This is a genomic window from Pseudomonas sp. GZD-222, assembly GCF_049310525.1.
Taxonomy (GTDB): Bacteria; Pseudomonadota; Gammaproteobacteria; order Pseudomonadales; family Pseudomonadaceae; genus Aquipseudomonas.
In genome coordinates this window covers 33,994-49,390 of record NZ_JBMOWO010000042.1, presented here as the reverse complement: position 1 = coordinate 49,390, position 15,397 = coordinate 33,994, and the positions used below count along the sequence as shown (strand labels likewise).

16 protein-coding genes are annotated in these 15,397 nt (G+C 64.5%); 1 reads left to right on the top strand and 15 read right to left on the bottom strand.

The window, feature by feature from the left end; genetic code table 11:
- Positions 1-2: 2 nt before the first annotated feature.
- Complete coding sequence (locus ACO6VD_RS07255; protein WP_422418017.1) at positions 3-1,232, bottom strand: MFS transporter; 1,230 nt, start codon at positions 1,230-1,232, stop codon at positions 3-5.
- Between the two features lie 153 nt (positions 1,233-1,385).
- On the opposite strand from ACO6VD_RS07255, the gene ACO6VD_RS07250 reads away from it, so the two are divergent.
- Complete coding sequence (locus tag ACO6VD_RS07250) at positions 1,386-2,288, top strand: LysR substrate-binding domain-containing protein (RefSeq protein ID WP_400172013.1); 903 nt, start codon at positions 1,386-1,388, stop codon at positions 2,286-2,288.
- Between the two features lie 28 nt (positions 2,289-2,316).
- Here ACO6VD_RS07250 and ACO6VD_RS07245 read toward each other — a convergent pair whose 3' ends face one another.
- Genes ACO6VD_RS07245 through ACO6VD_RS07180 form a run of 14 tightly spaced genes read right to left on the bottom strand, consistent with a single transcriptional unit; the run spans position 2,317 to position 15,390 of the window.
- On the bottom strand, positions 2,317-3,543 hold the full coding sequence (locus tag ACO6VD_RS07245) for a beta-ketoacyl-ACP synthase (protein WP_422417988.1): 1,227 nt from the start codon (positions 3,541-3,543) through the stop codon (positions 2,317-2,319).
- Positions 3,543-4,271, bottom strand: a complete 729-nt coding sequence (fabG, locus tag ACO6VD_RS07240; protein ID WP_422417986.1) for a 3-oxoacyl-ACP reductase FabG — start codon at positions 4,269-4,271, stop codon at positions 3,543-3,545. The genes ACO6VD_RS07245 and fabG overlap by 1 nt, the downstream gene beginning before the upstream one ends.
- Entirely contained in the window at positions 4,264-4,734 is a 471-nt protein-coding gene (locus ACO6VD_RS07235; RefSeq protein ID WP_422417984.1) for a 3-hydroxylacyl-ACP dehydratase, read from the bottom strand. Before ACO6VD_RS07235 ends, fabG begins: the two co-directional genes overlap by 8 nt.
- Positions 4,731-5,930 carry a beta-ketoacyl-[acyl-carrier-protein] synthase family protein gene (locus ACO6VD_RS07230; protein WP_422417983.1) on the bottom strand — a complete coding sequence of 400 codons (1,200 nt, stop codon included), beginning with the start codon at positions 5,928-5,930 and terminating at the stop codon, positions 4,731-4,733. Before ACO6VD_RS07230 ends, ACO6VD_RS07235 begins: the two co-directional genes overlap by 4 nt.
- The gene (locus tag ACO6VD_RS07225; RefSeq protein WP_422417981.1) at positions 5,927-6,412 is read right to left on the bottom strand and encodes a DUF3261 domain-containing protein; all 486 of its coding nucleotides are present in this window, start codon (positions 6,410-6,412) and stop codon (positions 5,927-5,929) included. The genes ACO6VD_RS07230 and ACO6VD_RS07225 overlap by 4 nt, the downstream gene beginning before the upstream one ends.
- Positions 6,409-8,724, bottom strand: a complete 2,316-nt coding sequence (locus ACO6VD_RS07220) for an MMPL family transporter (RefSeq protein WP_422417979.1) — start codon at positions 8,722-8,724, stop codon at positions 6,409-6,411. Before ACO6VD_RS07220 ends, ACO6VD_RS07225 begins: the two co-directional genes overlap by 4 nt.
- A complete protein-coding gene (locus tag ACO6VD_RS07215; protein ID WP_422417977.1) occupies positions 8,714-9,316 on the bottom strand; it encodes an outer membrane lipoprotein carrier protein LolA in 603 nt (200 codons plus the stop codon). Before ACO6VD_RS07215 ends, ACO6VD_RS07220 begins: the two co-directional genes overlap by 11 nt.
- Positions 9,313-9,738, bottom strand: coding sequence for an acyl-CoA thioesterase (locus tag ACO6VD_RS07210; RefSeq protein ID WP_422417975.1), 426 nt, complete (start codon positions 9,736-9,738; stop codon positions 9,313-9,315). The genes ACO6VD_RS07215 and ACO6VD_RS07210 overlap by 4 nt, the downstream gene beginning before the upstream one ends.
- Positions 9,728-11,275, bottom strand: a complete 1,548-nt coding sequence (locus ACO6VD_RS07205) for an HAL/PAL/TAL family ammonia-lyase (protein ID WP_422417973.1) — start codon at positions 11,273-11,275, stop codon at positions 9,728-9,730. Before ACO6VD_RS07205 ends, ACO6VD_RS07210 begins: the two co-directional genes overlap by 11 nt.
- Entirely contained in the window at positions 11,256-12,194 is a 939-nt protein-coding gene (locus ACO6VD_RS07200; protein WP_422417971.1) for a glycosyl transferase, read from the bottom strand. The genes ACO6VD_RS07205 and ACO6VD_RS07200 overlap by 20 nt, the downstream gene beginning before the upstream one ends.
- Positions 12,191-12,925 (bottom strand): glycosyltransferase family 2 protein, encoded by a 735-nt coding sequence (locus ACO6VD_RS07195; protein ID WP_422417969.1) that lies wholly within the window; start codon positions 12,923-12,925, stop codon positions 12,191-12,193. The genes ACO6VD_RS07200 and ACO6VD_RS07195 overlap by 4 nt, the downstream gene beginning before the upstream one ends.
- On the bottom strand, positions 12,918-14,597 hold the full coding sequence (locus ACO6VD_RS07190) for an AMP-binding protein (protein ID WP_422417967.1): 1,680 nt from the start codon (positions 14,595-14,597) through the stop codon (positions 12,918-12,920). The genes ACO6VD_RS07195 and ACO6VD_RS07190 overlap by 8 nt, the downstream gene beginning before the upstream one ends.
- Positions 14,594-15,139, bottom strand: coding sequence for a hypothetical protein (locus ACO6VD_RS07185; RefSeq protein WP_422417965.1), 546 nt, complete (start codon positions 15,137-15,139; stop codon positions 14,594-14,596). Before ACO6VD_RS07185 ends, ACO6VD_RS07190 begins: the two co-directional genes overlap by 4 nt.
- Positions 15,136-15,390: an acyl carrier protein gene (locus ACO6VD_RS07180; protein ID WP_422417963.1), complete on the bottom strand. Its 255-nt coding sequence runs from the start codon at positions 15,388-15,390 to the stop codon at positions 15,136-15,138. The genes ACO6VD_RS07185 and ACO6VD_RS07180 overlap by 4 nt, the downstream gene beginning before the upstream one ends.
- Positions 15,391-15,397: the final 7 nt, after the last annotated feature.

The following is a 15,397-nucleotide window of genomic DNA, read 5'->3' as shown; positions in this document are numbered from 1 at the left end:
CTTCAGCTCTTCGCCGGCAATCTGCTGAGGTGCAACGCCACCAGCAATGCCACCACCAGCAAGCTGCCAATGAACAGCCCAATGCCGTTCCACCCGGCCTGATGCCAGAACACCCCACCGGCCGTCCCGGCCACACTCGATCCCGCGTAGTAACTGAACAGGTACAACGACGACGCCTGGCCTTTGGCTTTGGTTGCCCGCCGTCCGATCCAGCTACTGGCCACCGAGTGCGCGCCGAAGAAGCCGAAGGTGAACACCAGCATGCCGACGATCACCAGCGGCAAGGGGCTGAACAGGGTCATCAGCAAACCGCTGAACATCAGCACGATGGTGCCCCAGAACACCTTGCGCCGCCCCAGTTTGTCGGCCAGGGCGCCGATCTGCGCCGAGCTGTAGATCCCCGACAGGTACACCACCGACAGCAAGCCGACCAGCGCCTGGCTCATGTGGTAGGGCTCGGCCAGCAGGCGATAGCCGATGTAGTTGAACAGGGTGACGAAGGCGCCCATCAGCAGGAAGGCTTCGAGGAATAGCCAGGGCAGACCGGCATCGCGAAAGTGCAGGGTAAAGCCTTCCAGCAGGCTGCGCGGGTGCAGCGAGCGCGGGCGGAAGTTTCGCGATTCGGGCAGCACTTTCCAGAACACCACCGCCGCGATCAGGGCCAGGCTGCCGATGACCAGCAGCGCCGTGTGCCAGCTGACGAAATCGATCAAAACCCCGGTGATCAGACGACCGCTCATGCCGCCAATGGCGTTGCCACCGATGTACAGGCCCATCGCCAGACCGATGTGCTGTGGATGGATCTCTTCGCTCAGGTAGGTCATGGCCACGGCCGCCAGGCCACTCAACGACAGCCCCAGCAGTGCGCGGGTCAGCAGCACGCCGTGCCAGTTGGGCATCAGGGCGCTGACGAGGGTGCACAGGGCGGCGCAGAACAGGGCGAAGACCATCACCGGTTTTCGCCCGATGCGATCAGAGATGGGCCCGGTGATCAGCAAGCCGACCGCCAGCATGCCGGTCGATACCGAGAGGATCAGGCTGCTTTGCGCGGCACTGATGGAAAACTCCTGGGACAGCATCGGCATCATCGGCTGTACGCAGTAGAGCAGGGCGAAGGTGGCAAAGCCGCCGCAGAACAGCGCCAGCACGGTGCGCATAAAGGCCGGGGTGCCTTTTTCGATCCAGCGTTCGTTGAGGGTGGCGACGATGTCGTCGAGGGCAGCAGGGGGGATTTCGTGGGCGTGTGGAGCAACAGCAGTTTTCACGGGTGACCTCGGGGGCGCTACGGCCTGTCAGGCAGTGATAAAAGCATATAGCTGGCTAATGATCATTTCCAATATATTGTTCGACCTGTTTAAGAGGTTTAACGACCTATTGGAGCTGCCTTGGAATTGCGTCACCTGCGTTACTTCATCGCCGTCGCCGAAGAGCTGCATTTTGGCCGGGCGGCGCAGCATCTGGGGATCTCCCAGCCGCCCTTGAGTCAGCAGATTCAGGCCCTGGAGCAGGAGCTCGGGGCGCGTCTGTTCGAGCGTACCAATCGTCGGGTCGAGCTCAGTGAAGCGGGGCGACTGTTTCTGGAAGAGGCACGACTGGTCTTGGCCCAGGTCGACAAGGCCGCCGATGTCGCTCGTCGTGCACAGCTGGGTGAGTTGGGCGAGATGAAGATCGGCTTCACCTCATCGGCGCCCTTCAACTCCACGATCCCCAAAGCGATCTATGCCTTTCGCCAGCGCTTTCCGGCTGTGCACTTGAATCTCAAGGAGATGAGCAGCCAGGCGGTGGCCGATGCGGTGCTCGATGAAAGTATTGAAGTCGGCCTGATACGGCCCCTGATGCTGCCGGAAAGCCTGGTGGCCACCGAATTGTTCCGTGAGCCCTTGGTCGCGGTGATTAACGCTGCGCATCCGCTGGCCCAGGGTAGTGAAGGTGGGTTGTACATGGCGGCGCTGGCCGAGCAGCCGTTCGTGTTCTTTCCGCGCAGTTACGGCAGCGGCCTGTATGCGCAGTTGTTGAGCCTGGCCCGGGAGGCGGGCTTCAGCCCGCACTTTGCCCAGGAAGCCGGCGAGGCCATGACCATTATCGGTCTGGTGTCCGCGGGCCTGGGGGTGTCAGTGTTGCCGGCGTCGTTCCAGCGCATGCGCATCGATGGCGTGGTCTACCGGACCTTGCTCGACAGCGATGCGATGACTGCGGTGTGGCTGGTGCAGCGACGCGAATCGAACTCGGCGATGGCCCGCGCATTCGTGTCGTTGCTGGGCGGACGTGGCGTTGATTCGTCCGCATGAGCGAGCGCCCGATCAAGCGGCACCCGCATCAGTGCCAGCGGCGGAAAACCAACGAGGTATTGACCCCGCCAAAGGCAAAATTGTTGTTCATCACGTACTCGTTGCTCAAGTAACGCCAATCGCCGCACAGGTAGTCGAGCTCACCGCACAGTGGGTCAATGTTGTTCAAATTGAGGGTGTGCACATAACGGTCGCTGTTCATCATTTCGATGCTGAACCAGGACTCCAGCGCACCGCAGGCACCCAGGGTATGGCCGAGAAAGCTCTTCTGCGAACTGATCGGCATGCGCGGGCCGAACAGGCTGCTGGTGGCCAGGGTTTCGGCGATATCGCCCTGTTCGGTGGCGGTACCGTGGCCATTGACGTAGCCAATGGCTTCGGGCGCGAGGTTGGCGTCTTCCAGGGCCAGTTCCATGGCGCGGCGCATGGTCACCTGCTCCGGGCGGGTGGTGTGCTGGCCGTCGGCGTTGGTGCCGTAACCGACAATTTCGGCGTAGATGTGCGCGCCACGCGCCAGGGCGTGTTCGAGTTCTTCAAGCACCAGCATGCCGCCGCCTTCACCGATGACCAGGCCGTCACGACCGCTGTCATAAGGGCTGGGGGTGCTCTGCGGGGCGTCGTTTTTCAGGCTGGTGGCATACAGCGCATCGAACACCATGGCCTCGGTCGGGCACAGCTCTTCGGCGCCACCGGCGAGCATCAGCGGCAGGCGGCCGAACTTGATCGCTTCATAGGCGTAGCCGATGCCCTGGCTGCCGCTGGTGCAGGCACTGGAGGTGGGGATCAGGCGCCCGGTCAGGCCAAAGAAAATGCTGATATTGGCGGCGGTGGTGTGCGGCATCATGCGTACGTAGGAGTTGGCATTGAGGCCTTCGGCAACCGAATTGAGCAGCATGTTACCGAAGGTTTTCATCTCGTCGGTGCTACCGGTGGACGAGCCACAGGCGACGCCCATGCGACCATCGCGGATCGTCGGGTCGTCGAGCAGGCCGGCATCGCGCAGGGCGTTCTCGGCCGCGGCCACGGCCAGGCGTGAAACCCGGCCCATACTGCGCAGTTGCTTGCGGGTCCAGCTCTCGGGGACTTTGAAGTCATCGACCGGGCCGGCCAGGCGCGTATTGAGCTCCTCGAAGCGGTCCCACTCGTGCATCCGCCGAATGCCGCTGCGATGCCTGGAAAAGTGCCCGGCGATGGTCGCCCAGTCGCTGCCCAGGGATGTGATGCCGGCCATGCCGGTGACCACCACGCGTTTCATCAGCACAATCCTCCGTTGACTGCCAACACCTGGCGGGTGATGTACGCCGCCTCGGCCGACACCAGGAAGTTGACCGCACTGGCGACCTCTTCGGGAGTGCCCATGCGTTGTGCCGGGATCATTTTCAGCAACTCATCGACCGGTACATGCTCATCGAGCATGGCGGTATCGATCAGTCCGGGGGCGACGCAATTCACCGTAATCTTGCGTTTGCCCAGCTCAATCGCCAGAGCTTTGGCGGCGCCAATCACACCGGCCTTTGAGGCGCTGTAATTGACCTGGCCACGGTTGCCGATCATGCCGGAGACCGAGGTGATACAGACGATCCGGCCCGGCGCTCGGCGGCGGATCATCGGCATCATCAGTGGGTGCAGAACGTTGTAGAAACCGTCCAGGTTGGTGCGCAGCACCTGGTCCCAATCCTCTTCGCTCAGCGCCGGGAAGGCGCCGTCGCGGGTCAGTCCGGCATTGCACACTACGCCGTAGTAAGCGCCATGGGTCTCGACGTCGGCACTGAGCAGGGCCGCGCAGGCGGCACGGTCGGCGACGTCGAACTGCAGTACGCGCGCCTGCCGGCCCAGCGCCCGGACTTCTTCGGCAACGGCGTCGGCCTCGGTGCGGCCACTGCGGCAGTGCAGTACCAGGTCGAAACCGGACTGCGCCAGGCGCAGGGCAATGGCCCGGCCAATGCCACGGCTGGAGCCGGTGACGAGGATGGTGTCAGTCATTCGGGGATTCCTCCGGGCCCGCTTCGGCCAGGTAGCTGGCAGTTTGTGGCGGGCTGAATACGTTCAATCGGGCGCTGGCGTGAATGCCGGGACCTCGCAGATCACACTCGAATACAGCCATGCCGTTGTCGTCTTCCAGTGAGGGACGGGCATGGATATGCAGTTCGGCCCCGGCGGGAAAGGATTCGACATTGCATTCGAACTTGCGCGTACCGAGGAGAAAACCCAGCGCTACAGGTTTGCCTTGGGTTCGGGCACGGCAACCGGCAAACGCTGCAGCGCTCTGGGCCATTAACTCGATGCCGATCCAGGCCGGCAGGCTACCGTCAGCGCCATTGAACAACCCGCCCGGGCGAACGGTCAGGCGGGTATGCACCTGATCTTCGTCGAATGCGTCGATCTGATCGATCAGGATCATGTCGCCGGCATGGGGCAGTAGTTCGGCCAAGGGCCAGGTGATCATGAGGCATCTCCGAGAATCAGGCTGACATTGTTGCCACCGAAGGCGAACGAGTTACTCATCAAGCGCCGTGGGCCTGCAGTCGGCAGGTGCTGGCGGGCATCGACCAGGTTGAGCGTCGGCAGCAGTGGGTCGACCTCGCCGTCCCAGCGGTGTGGTGGAAGCTGCCCATGGCGATTGTGCGCCGACAGGCTTAACCAGCAGAAAGCCGCTTCCAGTGCACCGGCCGCGCCCAGGGTGTGACCGCTCATGGGTTTGCTCGACGAACAGGCCAGCTGGCTGCCGAACAGCGCATGTACGGCGCGGCTCTCCATGGCGTCGTTGTGCTGGGTGGCCGTCCCGTGCAGGTTCAGGTAGTCGATTTGCGCTGCCCGCAGACCTGCATTGTCCAGCGCCTTGGCCATGGCCTGCAAGGCGCCTTTACCCTCGGGCTCGGGCGCCGAGATATGGTGTGCATCGGAGCTGGCCCCGGCGCCAAGCAGGGCAATGCAGGGACCTTCGCGATTCGCCTCGCGGGTCATCAGAAACACGGCTGCGGCTTCGCCGATGTTGATGCCGTTGCGATTGACCGAGAATGGATTGCAGCGCTGCGCGCTGACCGCTTCCAGGGCACTGAAACCGTTGAGGGTCAGCTTGCACAGGCTGTCCACGCCACCACAGATCACCGCGTCGCAGACACCCATATCGAGCAGCCGCCGGGCACTAATCAAGGCACGGGCGCTGGAGGTGCAGGCGGTGGAGATGACGTAGGCCGGGCCGCTCAGTTGCAACCAGTCGGCGAGAAAGTTGGCCGGCGCACTGAGTTCCTGTTCGTGGTAGTCATAGCTTGCCGGGAACTGTTGCTCGCGCAGGTAATGAGCAATACCTGCGCCCGCTTCGGCAATGCCTGAAGTACTGGTGCCCAGCACGATTGCTACCCGCTCGCGGCCATGGCGAGCAATGGCCGCCTGGATCGGCGCGATGATCTGCAGGCAGGCTTCATACAGCAACTGATTGTTGCGGCTGCTTCGCGCCTGCAACTGCGGCGGCAGGTCGAGCAACGTCCCGGACACGGCGGCAACCGGCACGCTGCGTTGCGGCACCCAGCCGTGTTCTTCGCGCATGCCTGAGCAATCACCGGCAAACAGGCGGCGGGCGACTTCGGCTTGATCGCGCCCCAGGGCGCAGACCAGGCCCAGGGCGTTGAGAGAAGCGCTCATGGCGTGGTCTCGCTGGGCAGTGGACTGACTAGATAACGCAGGCCCTGCGTGAGGTTCAAGGTGAAGTCGTCGGTGTGCCGGTAATCGACCCGCCAGCGCTCCGCCAACCAGCGCTGCTGACCGTGCTGACGGGCACCTGGATAGCGTTGCTGCAATTCTCCTGCGGGTGTCAGCGCAAACAGCACAGCGGCGAACAGCTCACGGGCTGCGGGATTTGGCGGTAGGAAACCATCGGCCTGCCACTGACCCTGGTCGAGCACTTGCCGGGCCTGGGGAATGCCCAGCAGATCAAGCAACGACCAGCGCAGGTGGGTGCCTTCACGCTGGATCACCAGCAACCAGTCCTGACGTTGATCGGTCTGTTCGCGCTGGATGTGCAACTGCATCGGCAGCGTCAGCGTCGGCAGCTGTGCAGGCAGTGGCGCCTGGCTGGCGCAGGCACTGAGCAGGACCAGTGCGCAGATCAACAGCAGCCGTTTCATGCGTGCTCCTTGTGCCGGGTGGCGGCCCAGGGCGCGAGGATGAAGCTGAACACCAGCCCCAGGCTCACGGCCAGGCCAAAATTGCTCACTGCTGGTGTGCTCGACACGGCCAGCAGGCCGAACGACAGCCAGGTGGTGGTGGCTGCCAGCAAGGTGCCCAGCAGGCTGACGGCAGCGCCGCCGATCTGCTCATGCATGAGGATGGCGTAGTCGACGCTGATGGCCGTAACCAACAGCAAGCCGAACAGGCTGAACAGGGTCAGTGGCTGCCCCAGCCAGCCAAGACTGGCCAGGCTGCACAGGGCCGCGAGCAGCGGCAAGGCGACGATACGCAACGCCCCACTCATGCCGAAGGGCAGGATCAGCAGCACCACGATCAATGCACAGGACAGCAGCTTCAACTCGGCGGCGCTGACCTGGGTGGCGGCGAACACCCGGTTCAAGTCGCCGAGCCGATCCACCAGTTGTACGCCTTCCAGGCCTTTTGCCTGCTGGTGCAGCAAGGCCGGATCGCTCAAGCCCTGCAGGCTGACGATGGCGGCCACGCCTTGCCCGTCAGTGCCCAGCCAGAGGGGGCGCCAGGGCTCGCCCAGAGGGCCGCTGAGGGCGTGATCGATGTCCAGGGATGGCAGTGCCTGCAACTGGGCCAATTCGGCTTGCAGCGCGCTGTACGGGATGCCCAGAGCCAGCAGCGGCTGCCAATGCTCGGGCAGCCTGGCCAGTGCATCGCGTAGCTGCTGCTGTTCGACCGGGCTGGCGACCAATTGGCTGAGGGCCATGTAATTCTTGAGCTTGTCGGTCTTGACCAGTGCGTCGAGGCGAGCGCCCAAGGCTTGCAGGCGCTCGAGCAACTGGCTCTGGTCGGCGCCGCGGACCAGGTAGAACTGACTCGTCGGCTGATAGCCGGTAATGCGCGCCACGGCCTGGGCTTCTTCAAGCAGTTGCGGTGAAGTGTTGATCCATTGGCGGATGTCGTTACGACTGTCCAGCTGCCACAAACCAGCGATGCAGAACAGGGTCAGCAGGCCGAGCAGCACGGGACTGGGGACCCTGGCCAACAGTTTGCTACGCAGGTCCATCAACCCTTGCGCGACCGTCAGCGGCCACTGCGCCGGTTGCAGCGAGGTACCCTTGAGCAGCGCGGGCAGCAGGCACACCGCACTAAGGTAGGCGCCGAGCAGGCCGGCAGCGGAAAACGCGGCGATCTGGGTGAGGGCCGGGAAGGGCGTGAAGGCCAACGCCAGGTAGCCGATGCAACTGGTCACCAGGCTCAGGCTCAACCCCGGCAGGGTCAAGCGCAGGGCGGGCCAGGCATGCCAGGGGCGCAGGCTCCAGCTTTTCGACAGGTAGTGCAGCGGATAGTCCACGGCCACGCCAATCAGGCTGGAGCCCAGCACCAGGGTCATCACATGCATTTGGCCAAACAGGGCCACGCAGGCGGCGGCACCGAACAGCATGCCGACCAGCACCGGGACGAACGCCAGCAACACCCGTGGGCGCCGAAATGCCAGGAGCAGCAGGAGCAGAATGCCGAGTGTGGCGCCGCCGCCGACCCAGGTGATTTCCTGACTGGCCTGGCGCTGGCCGTTGGCGGCGTACAGCAGACCGCTGGCAGCCAGCAGCTGTGCGCCGTCCTGGCTGGCTTGCTGGCGACTGCTGTCGAGCAAGGCCGCGACTTGCAGCGGTAGCTGCAGATCGAAGGCATTGCCCAGGGTCCGGGCTCGCAGTAACACCCAGAACTGGCCGTCGGCCTCGGCCAGCAGCGCGCCACTGGCGGTGTCCAGCTGCACGGCGGCAGGGCGTGGCTGACTGTCGAGGATGCGCCCGGTCAGGCCCAGCCAGTCGTCCTGGCTGGGCACCAGGCTGAAGCCGCTGAACGGGTCGTAAAGGCTTTGCACACGGTGTTCGACAAACGCCTGAGGTGCGTCGATCAGCGTGGTACGGTCGGCACGTGAAAGCATCGCCAGACGGCCTTGCAGCAATTGCGCACGCAGTGCCGGTAAATCGCTCTGTACGCTCCACTGAACCTTCTCGAACAGGCCGCTGGCTTGCCATCGCTCACCCAGGCGCTGAGCCAGGGCAATGGCCTGTTCGCGCCGGGGATGGCCGACCAGCACCAGCATCTCGCGGTTCAACGGCTCCTGCATGCGTTGTTCGGCGCGTTGCACCAACGGGTCTTGAGTAGCGCCGGGCACCAGGGTCATCAGGTCGGCCGACAGCGGCGCGCCGCGATGCCACTGCCAGGCGGTCAAGGCCAGGACCGCGACCAGAAGCACCAGGAACAGCCGCGGCAACACACGCTCACTGGGCAAAGTCGCGGCGCTCCGTGTCGCTCAGCTGGCTGGCGCTGCTGCTGGCAGGCATGCGCAACACGGTACTGTCGCCCTGGATTTCGAGCATCTGGATACGTTCGACAAAGCGTCCGCCGTCGATGTCGATGTGCTGGAACACCTGCTTGAGCAGCAGCGAGCGCGGGGTCAGGCGCAGTTGCCAGTGCTGGGCATCGCCTTGCAGGCTGAGTTCGAAATCGCGCTGCAGGCCGCTGCTGTCACCTTGCAGCACGGCGAAGAACAAGCGGTTTTGCTCGGCGCCGGCACTCTTGCCCGGCAGCCTCTGCCAGCCTGCGGGGTCGCGGCGGGCAATGCCCTGGGCGTCGAGGCGGTAGTCCTGCTTGAGCGGCGTGTGCAGCAACCAGAGCAAACCGTGATCGCGGGCCAGGACGAACTGGCCTTTGCTCAGCAAGGGCTGAGGCAGGGCGCGCAAGTGTTTTTCCTGGATGAACGGGCCCTTGACCACTGCCGGCTCAGCCAGCTGTTTACTCAGATCGTCCAGGCCGAACGCATGGACCAGGGCGCTGGTGAGCAGCAGCGCGGCGCCCAGCAGGCCGCGCAACAGGCCTTTCATTTCAGTACCCCGGCCACGGCGTCGAGCATTACCTGTGGCGAGGCCAGTTGCATCTCGCCGCTGGCGATGTCCACCGCTACCTGTACCGAGCTGGCGCGGGTCATGCGCTCACCGCTGATCGCGTCGCTGATCAGGTAGTTGATCTTCAGACGGTTCTCCCACTCCACCAGGCTGGCGCGCACATTCAGGCGCTGGCCGAAGATGGCGCCGCGCACATAGCGCAGCTGCAGGTCGATCACCGGCCAGGCATAGCCCGAGTCGCGCATCTGCAGGTAGTTGTAGCCGAGCCGGTCGAGCAGCGCGCAGCGCGCCACTTCGAGGTATTTGACGTAGTGGCCGTGCCAGACCACCAGCATGCTGTCGACATCGAAGAACGGCACCAGGACTTCGGTGTCGACGTGCAGCACTCCTTTACTGCGCATGCAGCCTCCAGTGTTGTTCGGCAATTCGACTCAGGCACAGGCGCAGGTCGCTATCCAGGGCGCGGTCCTCGATGACCGGGGCGAAATCTGCCAGCAGCTCGCCGTGCATCGCCGCCAAGGCCGGCGGCAAGTCGCGGGTATCGGCTTCGCGGCTGCGCAGCCAGACGCCCTGATTGGCCGCCAGCAGGGTGGCGGCGGCAACCTGTTCGGTCAGTTCCAGCACGCGCAAGGCGTCTCGGGCAGCGATGGTGCCCATGCTCACTTTGTCCTGATTGTGGCATTCGGTGGAGCGGGAAAACACGCTGGCCGGCATGGTCTGCTTCAGGGCCTCGGCAGTCCAGGCGCTGGCGCCGATCTGCACCGCCTTGAAACCATGATTAAGCATCGCCCGCTCGGCACTGGCGCCGGACAGGTTGCTGGGCAGGCCGTGGTTGTAGCGCACGTCTACCAGCAGGGCGAGCTGGCGATCGAGCAGGTCGGCGACGTTGGCTACCAGGGTCTTCAGGCTGTCCATGGCGAAGGCGATGTGGCCGCCGTAGAAGTGTCCACCGTGCAGCACCCGTTCGGCTTCGGCGTCGATGATCGGGTTGTCGTTGGCGCTGTTGAGTTCGGTCTCGATGAAACTGCGCAGCCAGCCCAGGCTATCGGCCAGCACGCCGAGCACATGGGGCGCGCAGCGTAGCGAATAGCGATCCTGCAAGCGGTGCAGCGGTGCGGTCGGCGCGTCGATGGCCAGGTCCTGGCGCAGCCAGGCGGCCACCTGCATCTGCCCCGGGTGGGGTTTGGCCGCGAACAGGCGCTCGTCGAAGTGTTCCGGATTGCCTTGCAGGGCGACCACGTTCAGCGCCGTGATGCGTGTGGCCAGCTTGAGCAGGTAGTCGGCGCGGGCGAAGGCCAGGCAGGCGAGGCCGGTCATTACCGCGGTGCCATTCATCAGCGCCAGGGCTTCTTTGGGCCGCAGCACCAGCGGCTGCCAGCCCAGCTCGCGGTGGACCTCAGCGGCACTGCGGCGCTCGCCGTGGTACATGACCTCGCGCTCGCCGGACAGGGTCGCGGCGACATAGGACAACGGTGTCAGGTCGCCGCTGGCGCCGACCGAGCCCTCTTCCGGGATCAGCGGCAGGATGTCGTGGGCGAGAAACTCCTGCAGACGCTCCAGGAGTTCTACGCGCACACCGGAAACGCCCTGGCACAGCGACTGCAGCCGGGCTGCCAGAACCGCGCGGGTCGCCGGCGCATCGAGCAGTCGCCCCAGGCCACAGCCATGGAAGGTGTACAGATGCCGCGGCAAGGCTTCGACGTGTTCCAGGGGAACAGCCACCACACAGGAGTCGCCATAGCCGGTGGTGACGCCGTAGATAACCCCTTCCTTGTCCAGCAGGGTGTCGAGAAACTGCGCGCCACGGGTGATACGCACACGGTACCGGGCATCATCCTGCAGACGGCTTTCAGCCTGGCGGTTGGCCAGGGTCAGGACGTCTTCGATCGCCAGCGGTGACTCACCGAAGGTTACAGGCTCATGCACAGGCATCGTCATCGGTCTTCCAGAAAGGGTAGAAATTGAACCATTGCTGCGGCGCTTGCAGGCAGTAATGTCCCAGGCGTTCGGCGTAGCGTTGAGCCCACTGCGCGATGACTTGATCGCGCTGGCTGCGGCGCCATTCGATGGCGGCGGCGAAGGGTTCGAGAATCACCTGGTAGCGCCCGTGTTGCTTGAGGCAGAACAGCAGGTTGAGCGGGCACTTGAGCAGCCCGGCAAGCAGCCAGGGACCCTGTGGAAAGGCCGCCGGATAGCCGAGAAAGTCTACCTCGACTGTGCGCGCTCCGTGCAGTGGTACGCGATCACCGGCAATTGCCAGCCACTCGCCGCGCTCCAGGCGCTGGCTCAGTTGCAGCATGATCGCCGGGTCCAGCTCGCTGACCTGTATCAGGCGCAGATTGCTTGCCCCGGCTTCGCCCAGCAGGCGATTGAAACGTTCGGCATGGCGGGTGTGCACCAGCACGTTCATGGTCACCTGTTCGCCCAGTTCCGCCAGGGCACGGCAGACTTCCAGATTGCCCAGGTGAGCACCCACCAGCATCTGCCCGCGCTCGCCACGCAACTGTGGGCGCAGCAGGGCCGGGTCGATGATTTCGATCTGCTCCAGGCGCAGCTTGCCGTTCCACACGTCGAGCTTGTCGAGCAGGGCGTCAGCGAACGCCATGAACTGGCCGAATACCCGCCAGTGGCTCGGACGCAAGGCGGGCTGGGCGCTCCAGGCGGCCAGGCGCTGCTGGTACTGCCAGGCACTGCGCCGGGCCGTGCGGCCAAACAGGAAGAAATACACCACCACGCCATACAGGATCGGGCTCAGCAGGCGCCGTCCGAGCAGCCGGACGCCGACAGCGGTCAGCTTCATCAACCAGAAACTGCCACGTTCCTGCTGCTCGGCCCAGTGCTGTTCGCCGCGGCTCATGCCTGCCACCGCCGCCAGAGGATCATGGGGGCACGCAGCAACATGCCGACGAACAGCTTGGCGTGCATCTTCGAGATCAACAGGTTGTCGTGGAACAGGCGAAAGTGCGACAAGCCGTCCGCCGGGTAGTGGACGCGGGTTGGCAGCCAGCGCATCGGCTGGTTGCGCCAGGCCAGGCGCACGAGGATTTCGGTGTCGAAGTCCATGCGCTTGCCCAGCCTCACCTGGTCGATCAGGGCCAGGGTCGGCGCCAGGGGATAGACCCGGAAGCCGCACATGGAGTCGGGAATCTGCAGCGACAGGCAGTTGATCCACACCCACACATGGGTCAGGTAGCGAGCATACAGGCGGCCCTTGGGTACGCTGGCGTCGAACTGTGGATAACCGCAGATCAGCGCCTCGGGATGCACAGCCGAGTGGTCGAGAAAGCGCCTGACATCGGCCAGGTCATGCTGGCCATCGGCATCGACTTGCAGGGCATGGCTGAAGCCCAGGCGCGTGGCCTCGCGCAAACCGGCCATGACTGCGCCGCCTTTGCCCTGGTTGACCGCCAGCGGCAGCAGAAACACCTGCTCTTGCGTAGCCAACTGCCGCAATACAGCGGCGCAGGCCGGGCTGCTGGCGTCGTCGACCAGCACGCAGGGCAAACCGGCCGCAAGCAGCGCGGCGACCACGGCCGGCACTGCCAGCTCGTGGTTGTAAACCGGGATCACTGCACAGGGTTTATTCACCGCGGGCCTCCAGCACAATGCGCCCGCTGGAACAGGCTTCGCCGTCATTGCTGTAGCTGAAGTAGAGCTTGCCGCGTTCGCTGTCGAAATGCAGGTTCAGCGTCAGCAGATCGCCAGGGCGCACCACACGCTGAAATTTCACCACTTCCATGCCGACAAAGCGCCGTGGACAGTCGAGCAACGCCTGGCCCAGCGCGATGGCCCAGTCGACCTGGACCACTCCTGGCAATACCGGCGTCTGCGGAAAGTGGCCGCTGAAGTAGGCCAGGTCCGCCGAAACGGCCAGTTGCAGCTGCAGTTCGCTGCCTTGCTGCGTCTGGTTGAGGATCTCCGGGCCTGTGCCGCGCGGTGCGAGTAACAGGGCTTCGACCTCGGCTTGCGGTAGTTTGCCCTGGCTGTTGAACGGTAGCTGGCGCAGCAGACGCCAGCGCCGGGGCAGGGCCAGGGCTTCACAGTGCTGGCTCAGATGTGCGCGCAAGCCTTCGGTGATCGCCCGCCGCCCCTGATTGCGCAGGGCATGCAGCCCGGCGCTGGTCAGTACCAGCAAGGCGCCGAGTGAGGCGCGGTTGGCCTGGATCAGTGTCAGCCGAGTGTCTGCCACCCAGGGATGCTCGAGCAGGGCATTTTCCAGCATCGGCAGGGCGATGCGTTTTTCCTCGAGCTTGACGATGCGGTCCAGGCGCCCGAGCAGGCGAAAGCGTCCGTCAGCCATGAACTCGACGGCATCGGCACTTTGTTCGATGTGGCCAACCGGTAGATAGGGCGATTCGATGCGTAATGCGCCCTCGGCGTTCTGGCTCAGGCGTACTTCGGCGAACGGTTGCCACAGACTGTCGCCCTGGCGCCAGGCAATACCGCCGGTCTCGGAACTGCCGAGGATTTCCGTTGGCCACTGCTGCAGGTGCTGCTGCAAGGCTTGCGCTGCCCTGGCGGGCAATTCGCCGCCGGAGGAAAACACGCGGCGCACCTGCCGTAGCGCCGGCCAGTCGAGGTTGTCACCCATGCGCTTGAGCAGGGCCGGGCTGGCGACCCAGGCAAAGCCAGGTTGCAGGCGGCTGGCGCGCTGCAGATCTTCGGGGAAAGGCAACTGTCGGCGCAGGAACGGACGTCCGGCGCACAGTGGCCAGAGTAGGCGAAACAGTAAACCGTAGATGTGCTGGGCGGACACACTGCTGATGATGCACGCATCGCCCAGATCGGCACCCCACTGTTGCTCCAGGGCACCTACTTCGTTGCTCAACTGGCGCAGGGTTTTGTCGATGCGCTTGGGTTCACCGCTGGAACCGGAGGTGCACAGGCTCAGGCAGCTACTGTCCAGATCAAGGTCGGCGGCGGCCAGGGGCGCGTCGTACAAATCTTCAAGCTGATGGTCCTGGGGTTGCGCGCTGATCCACAGGTCGACATCGTCTTGCCAGCGCAGACGGGTCTGCGGCTGCAGGTCGGCGGGCAGCAGCACCTGCACGCCGGCGCGCCAGGCGCCGAGCAGGGTGACCGCCAGCAGCGCGGCATCTTCCAGGTACACCGCCAGGCGTCGCACGCCGCGGCGCTGAAGGCCTGCGGCGAGCTGCAGGGCCTGCGTGCAGAGCTCGGTGTGATCCAGCGTCGGGTCCAGGGCAACCGGGCGTGGTGCCTGCAGCGGGTACAAGAGCTGCTCAAGGTTCAGCCAGTTCATGAGCGTCCTCGCACACGTTGTCTTATCAGCCATTCAGCGGCGAACAGCAGGCCCATCAGGCCGTAGGCAATCAGGCCGTTGTACAGGGTCCACCAGCTCAAGGGAGCCCAAAGGGTCAGGGCGGCGGCGACCAGGCCGTTGCCCAGGAAGAACAGGCACCAGACCTGAGTCACCTGGCGGGTGTAGTGGATCGCCGCGTCCGGCAGTTGCGGCTCACGCAGTCGTGCCAGGCGTTCGACCAGCGGCGGGCCGAATTTCAGGCTCAAGCCGAACAGGCCGAGCAGGCAAGCGTTGATCAGCACCGGATACCAGCGCAGCAGTGCCGGGCTGTCGAGCAGCGCCAACAGCGCGCAGAAAGCCATGGCTACCAGCGCCATCCAGTGTCCGCCAGGACGGCGCAGTTCGTTCAGGGCGCGGGCCAGCCACAGGCCGCCAAGCAGCAGAGCGAATTGCCAGGGGGCAAAATGGCTCATGCCGAAATACACCGCAAACGGATACAACAGACCGGCCAGGACCAGGCCGAGGCCGATCAAGCGTTTCATGCCGCCGGGCTGACCAGGCGATACACGGCCTCGACCACGTCATTGACGGTGCGCACCGACTTGAAGTCTTCGGCGGTGATTTTCTTGCCGGTCTGACGCTTGATGTGATCGAGCAGGTCGACCGCGTCGATGCTGTCGATTTCCAGGTCCTGATACAGGTTCGATTGCAGACTGATGCGCGCGGGCTCCAGTTCGAACAGTTCGACCAGCGCATCGCGCAGGGTGTTGAAGATGTCTTCGCGGGTTTGCATGGTGCTG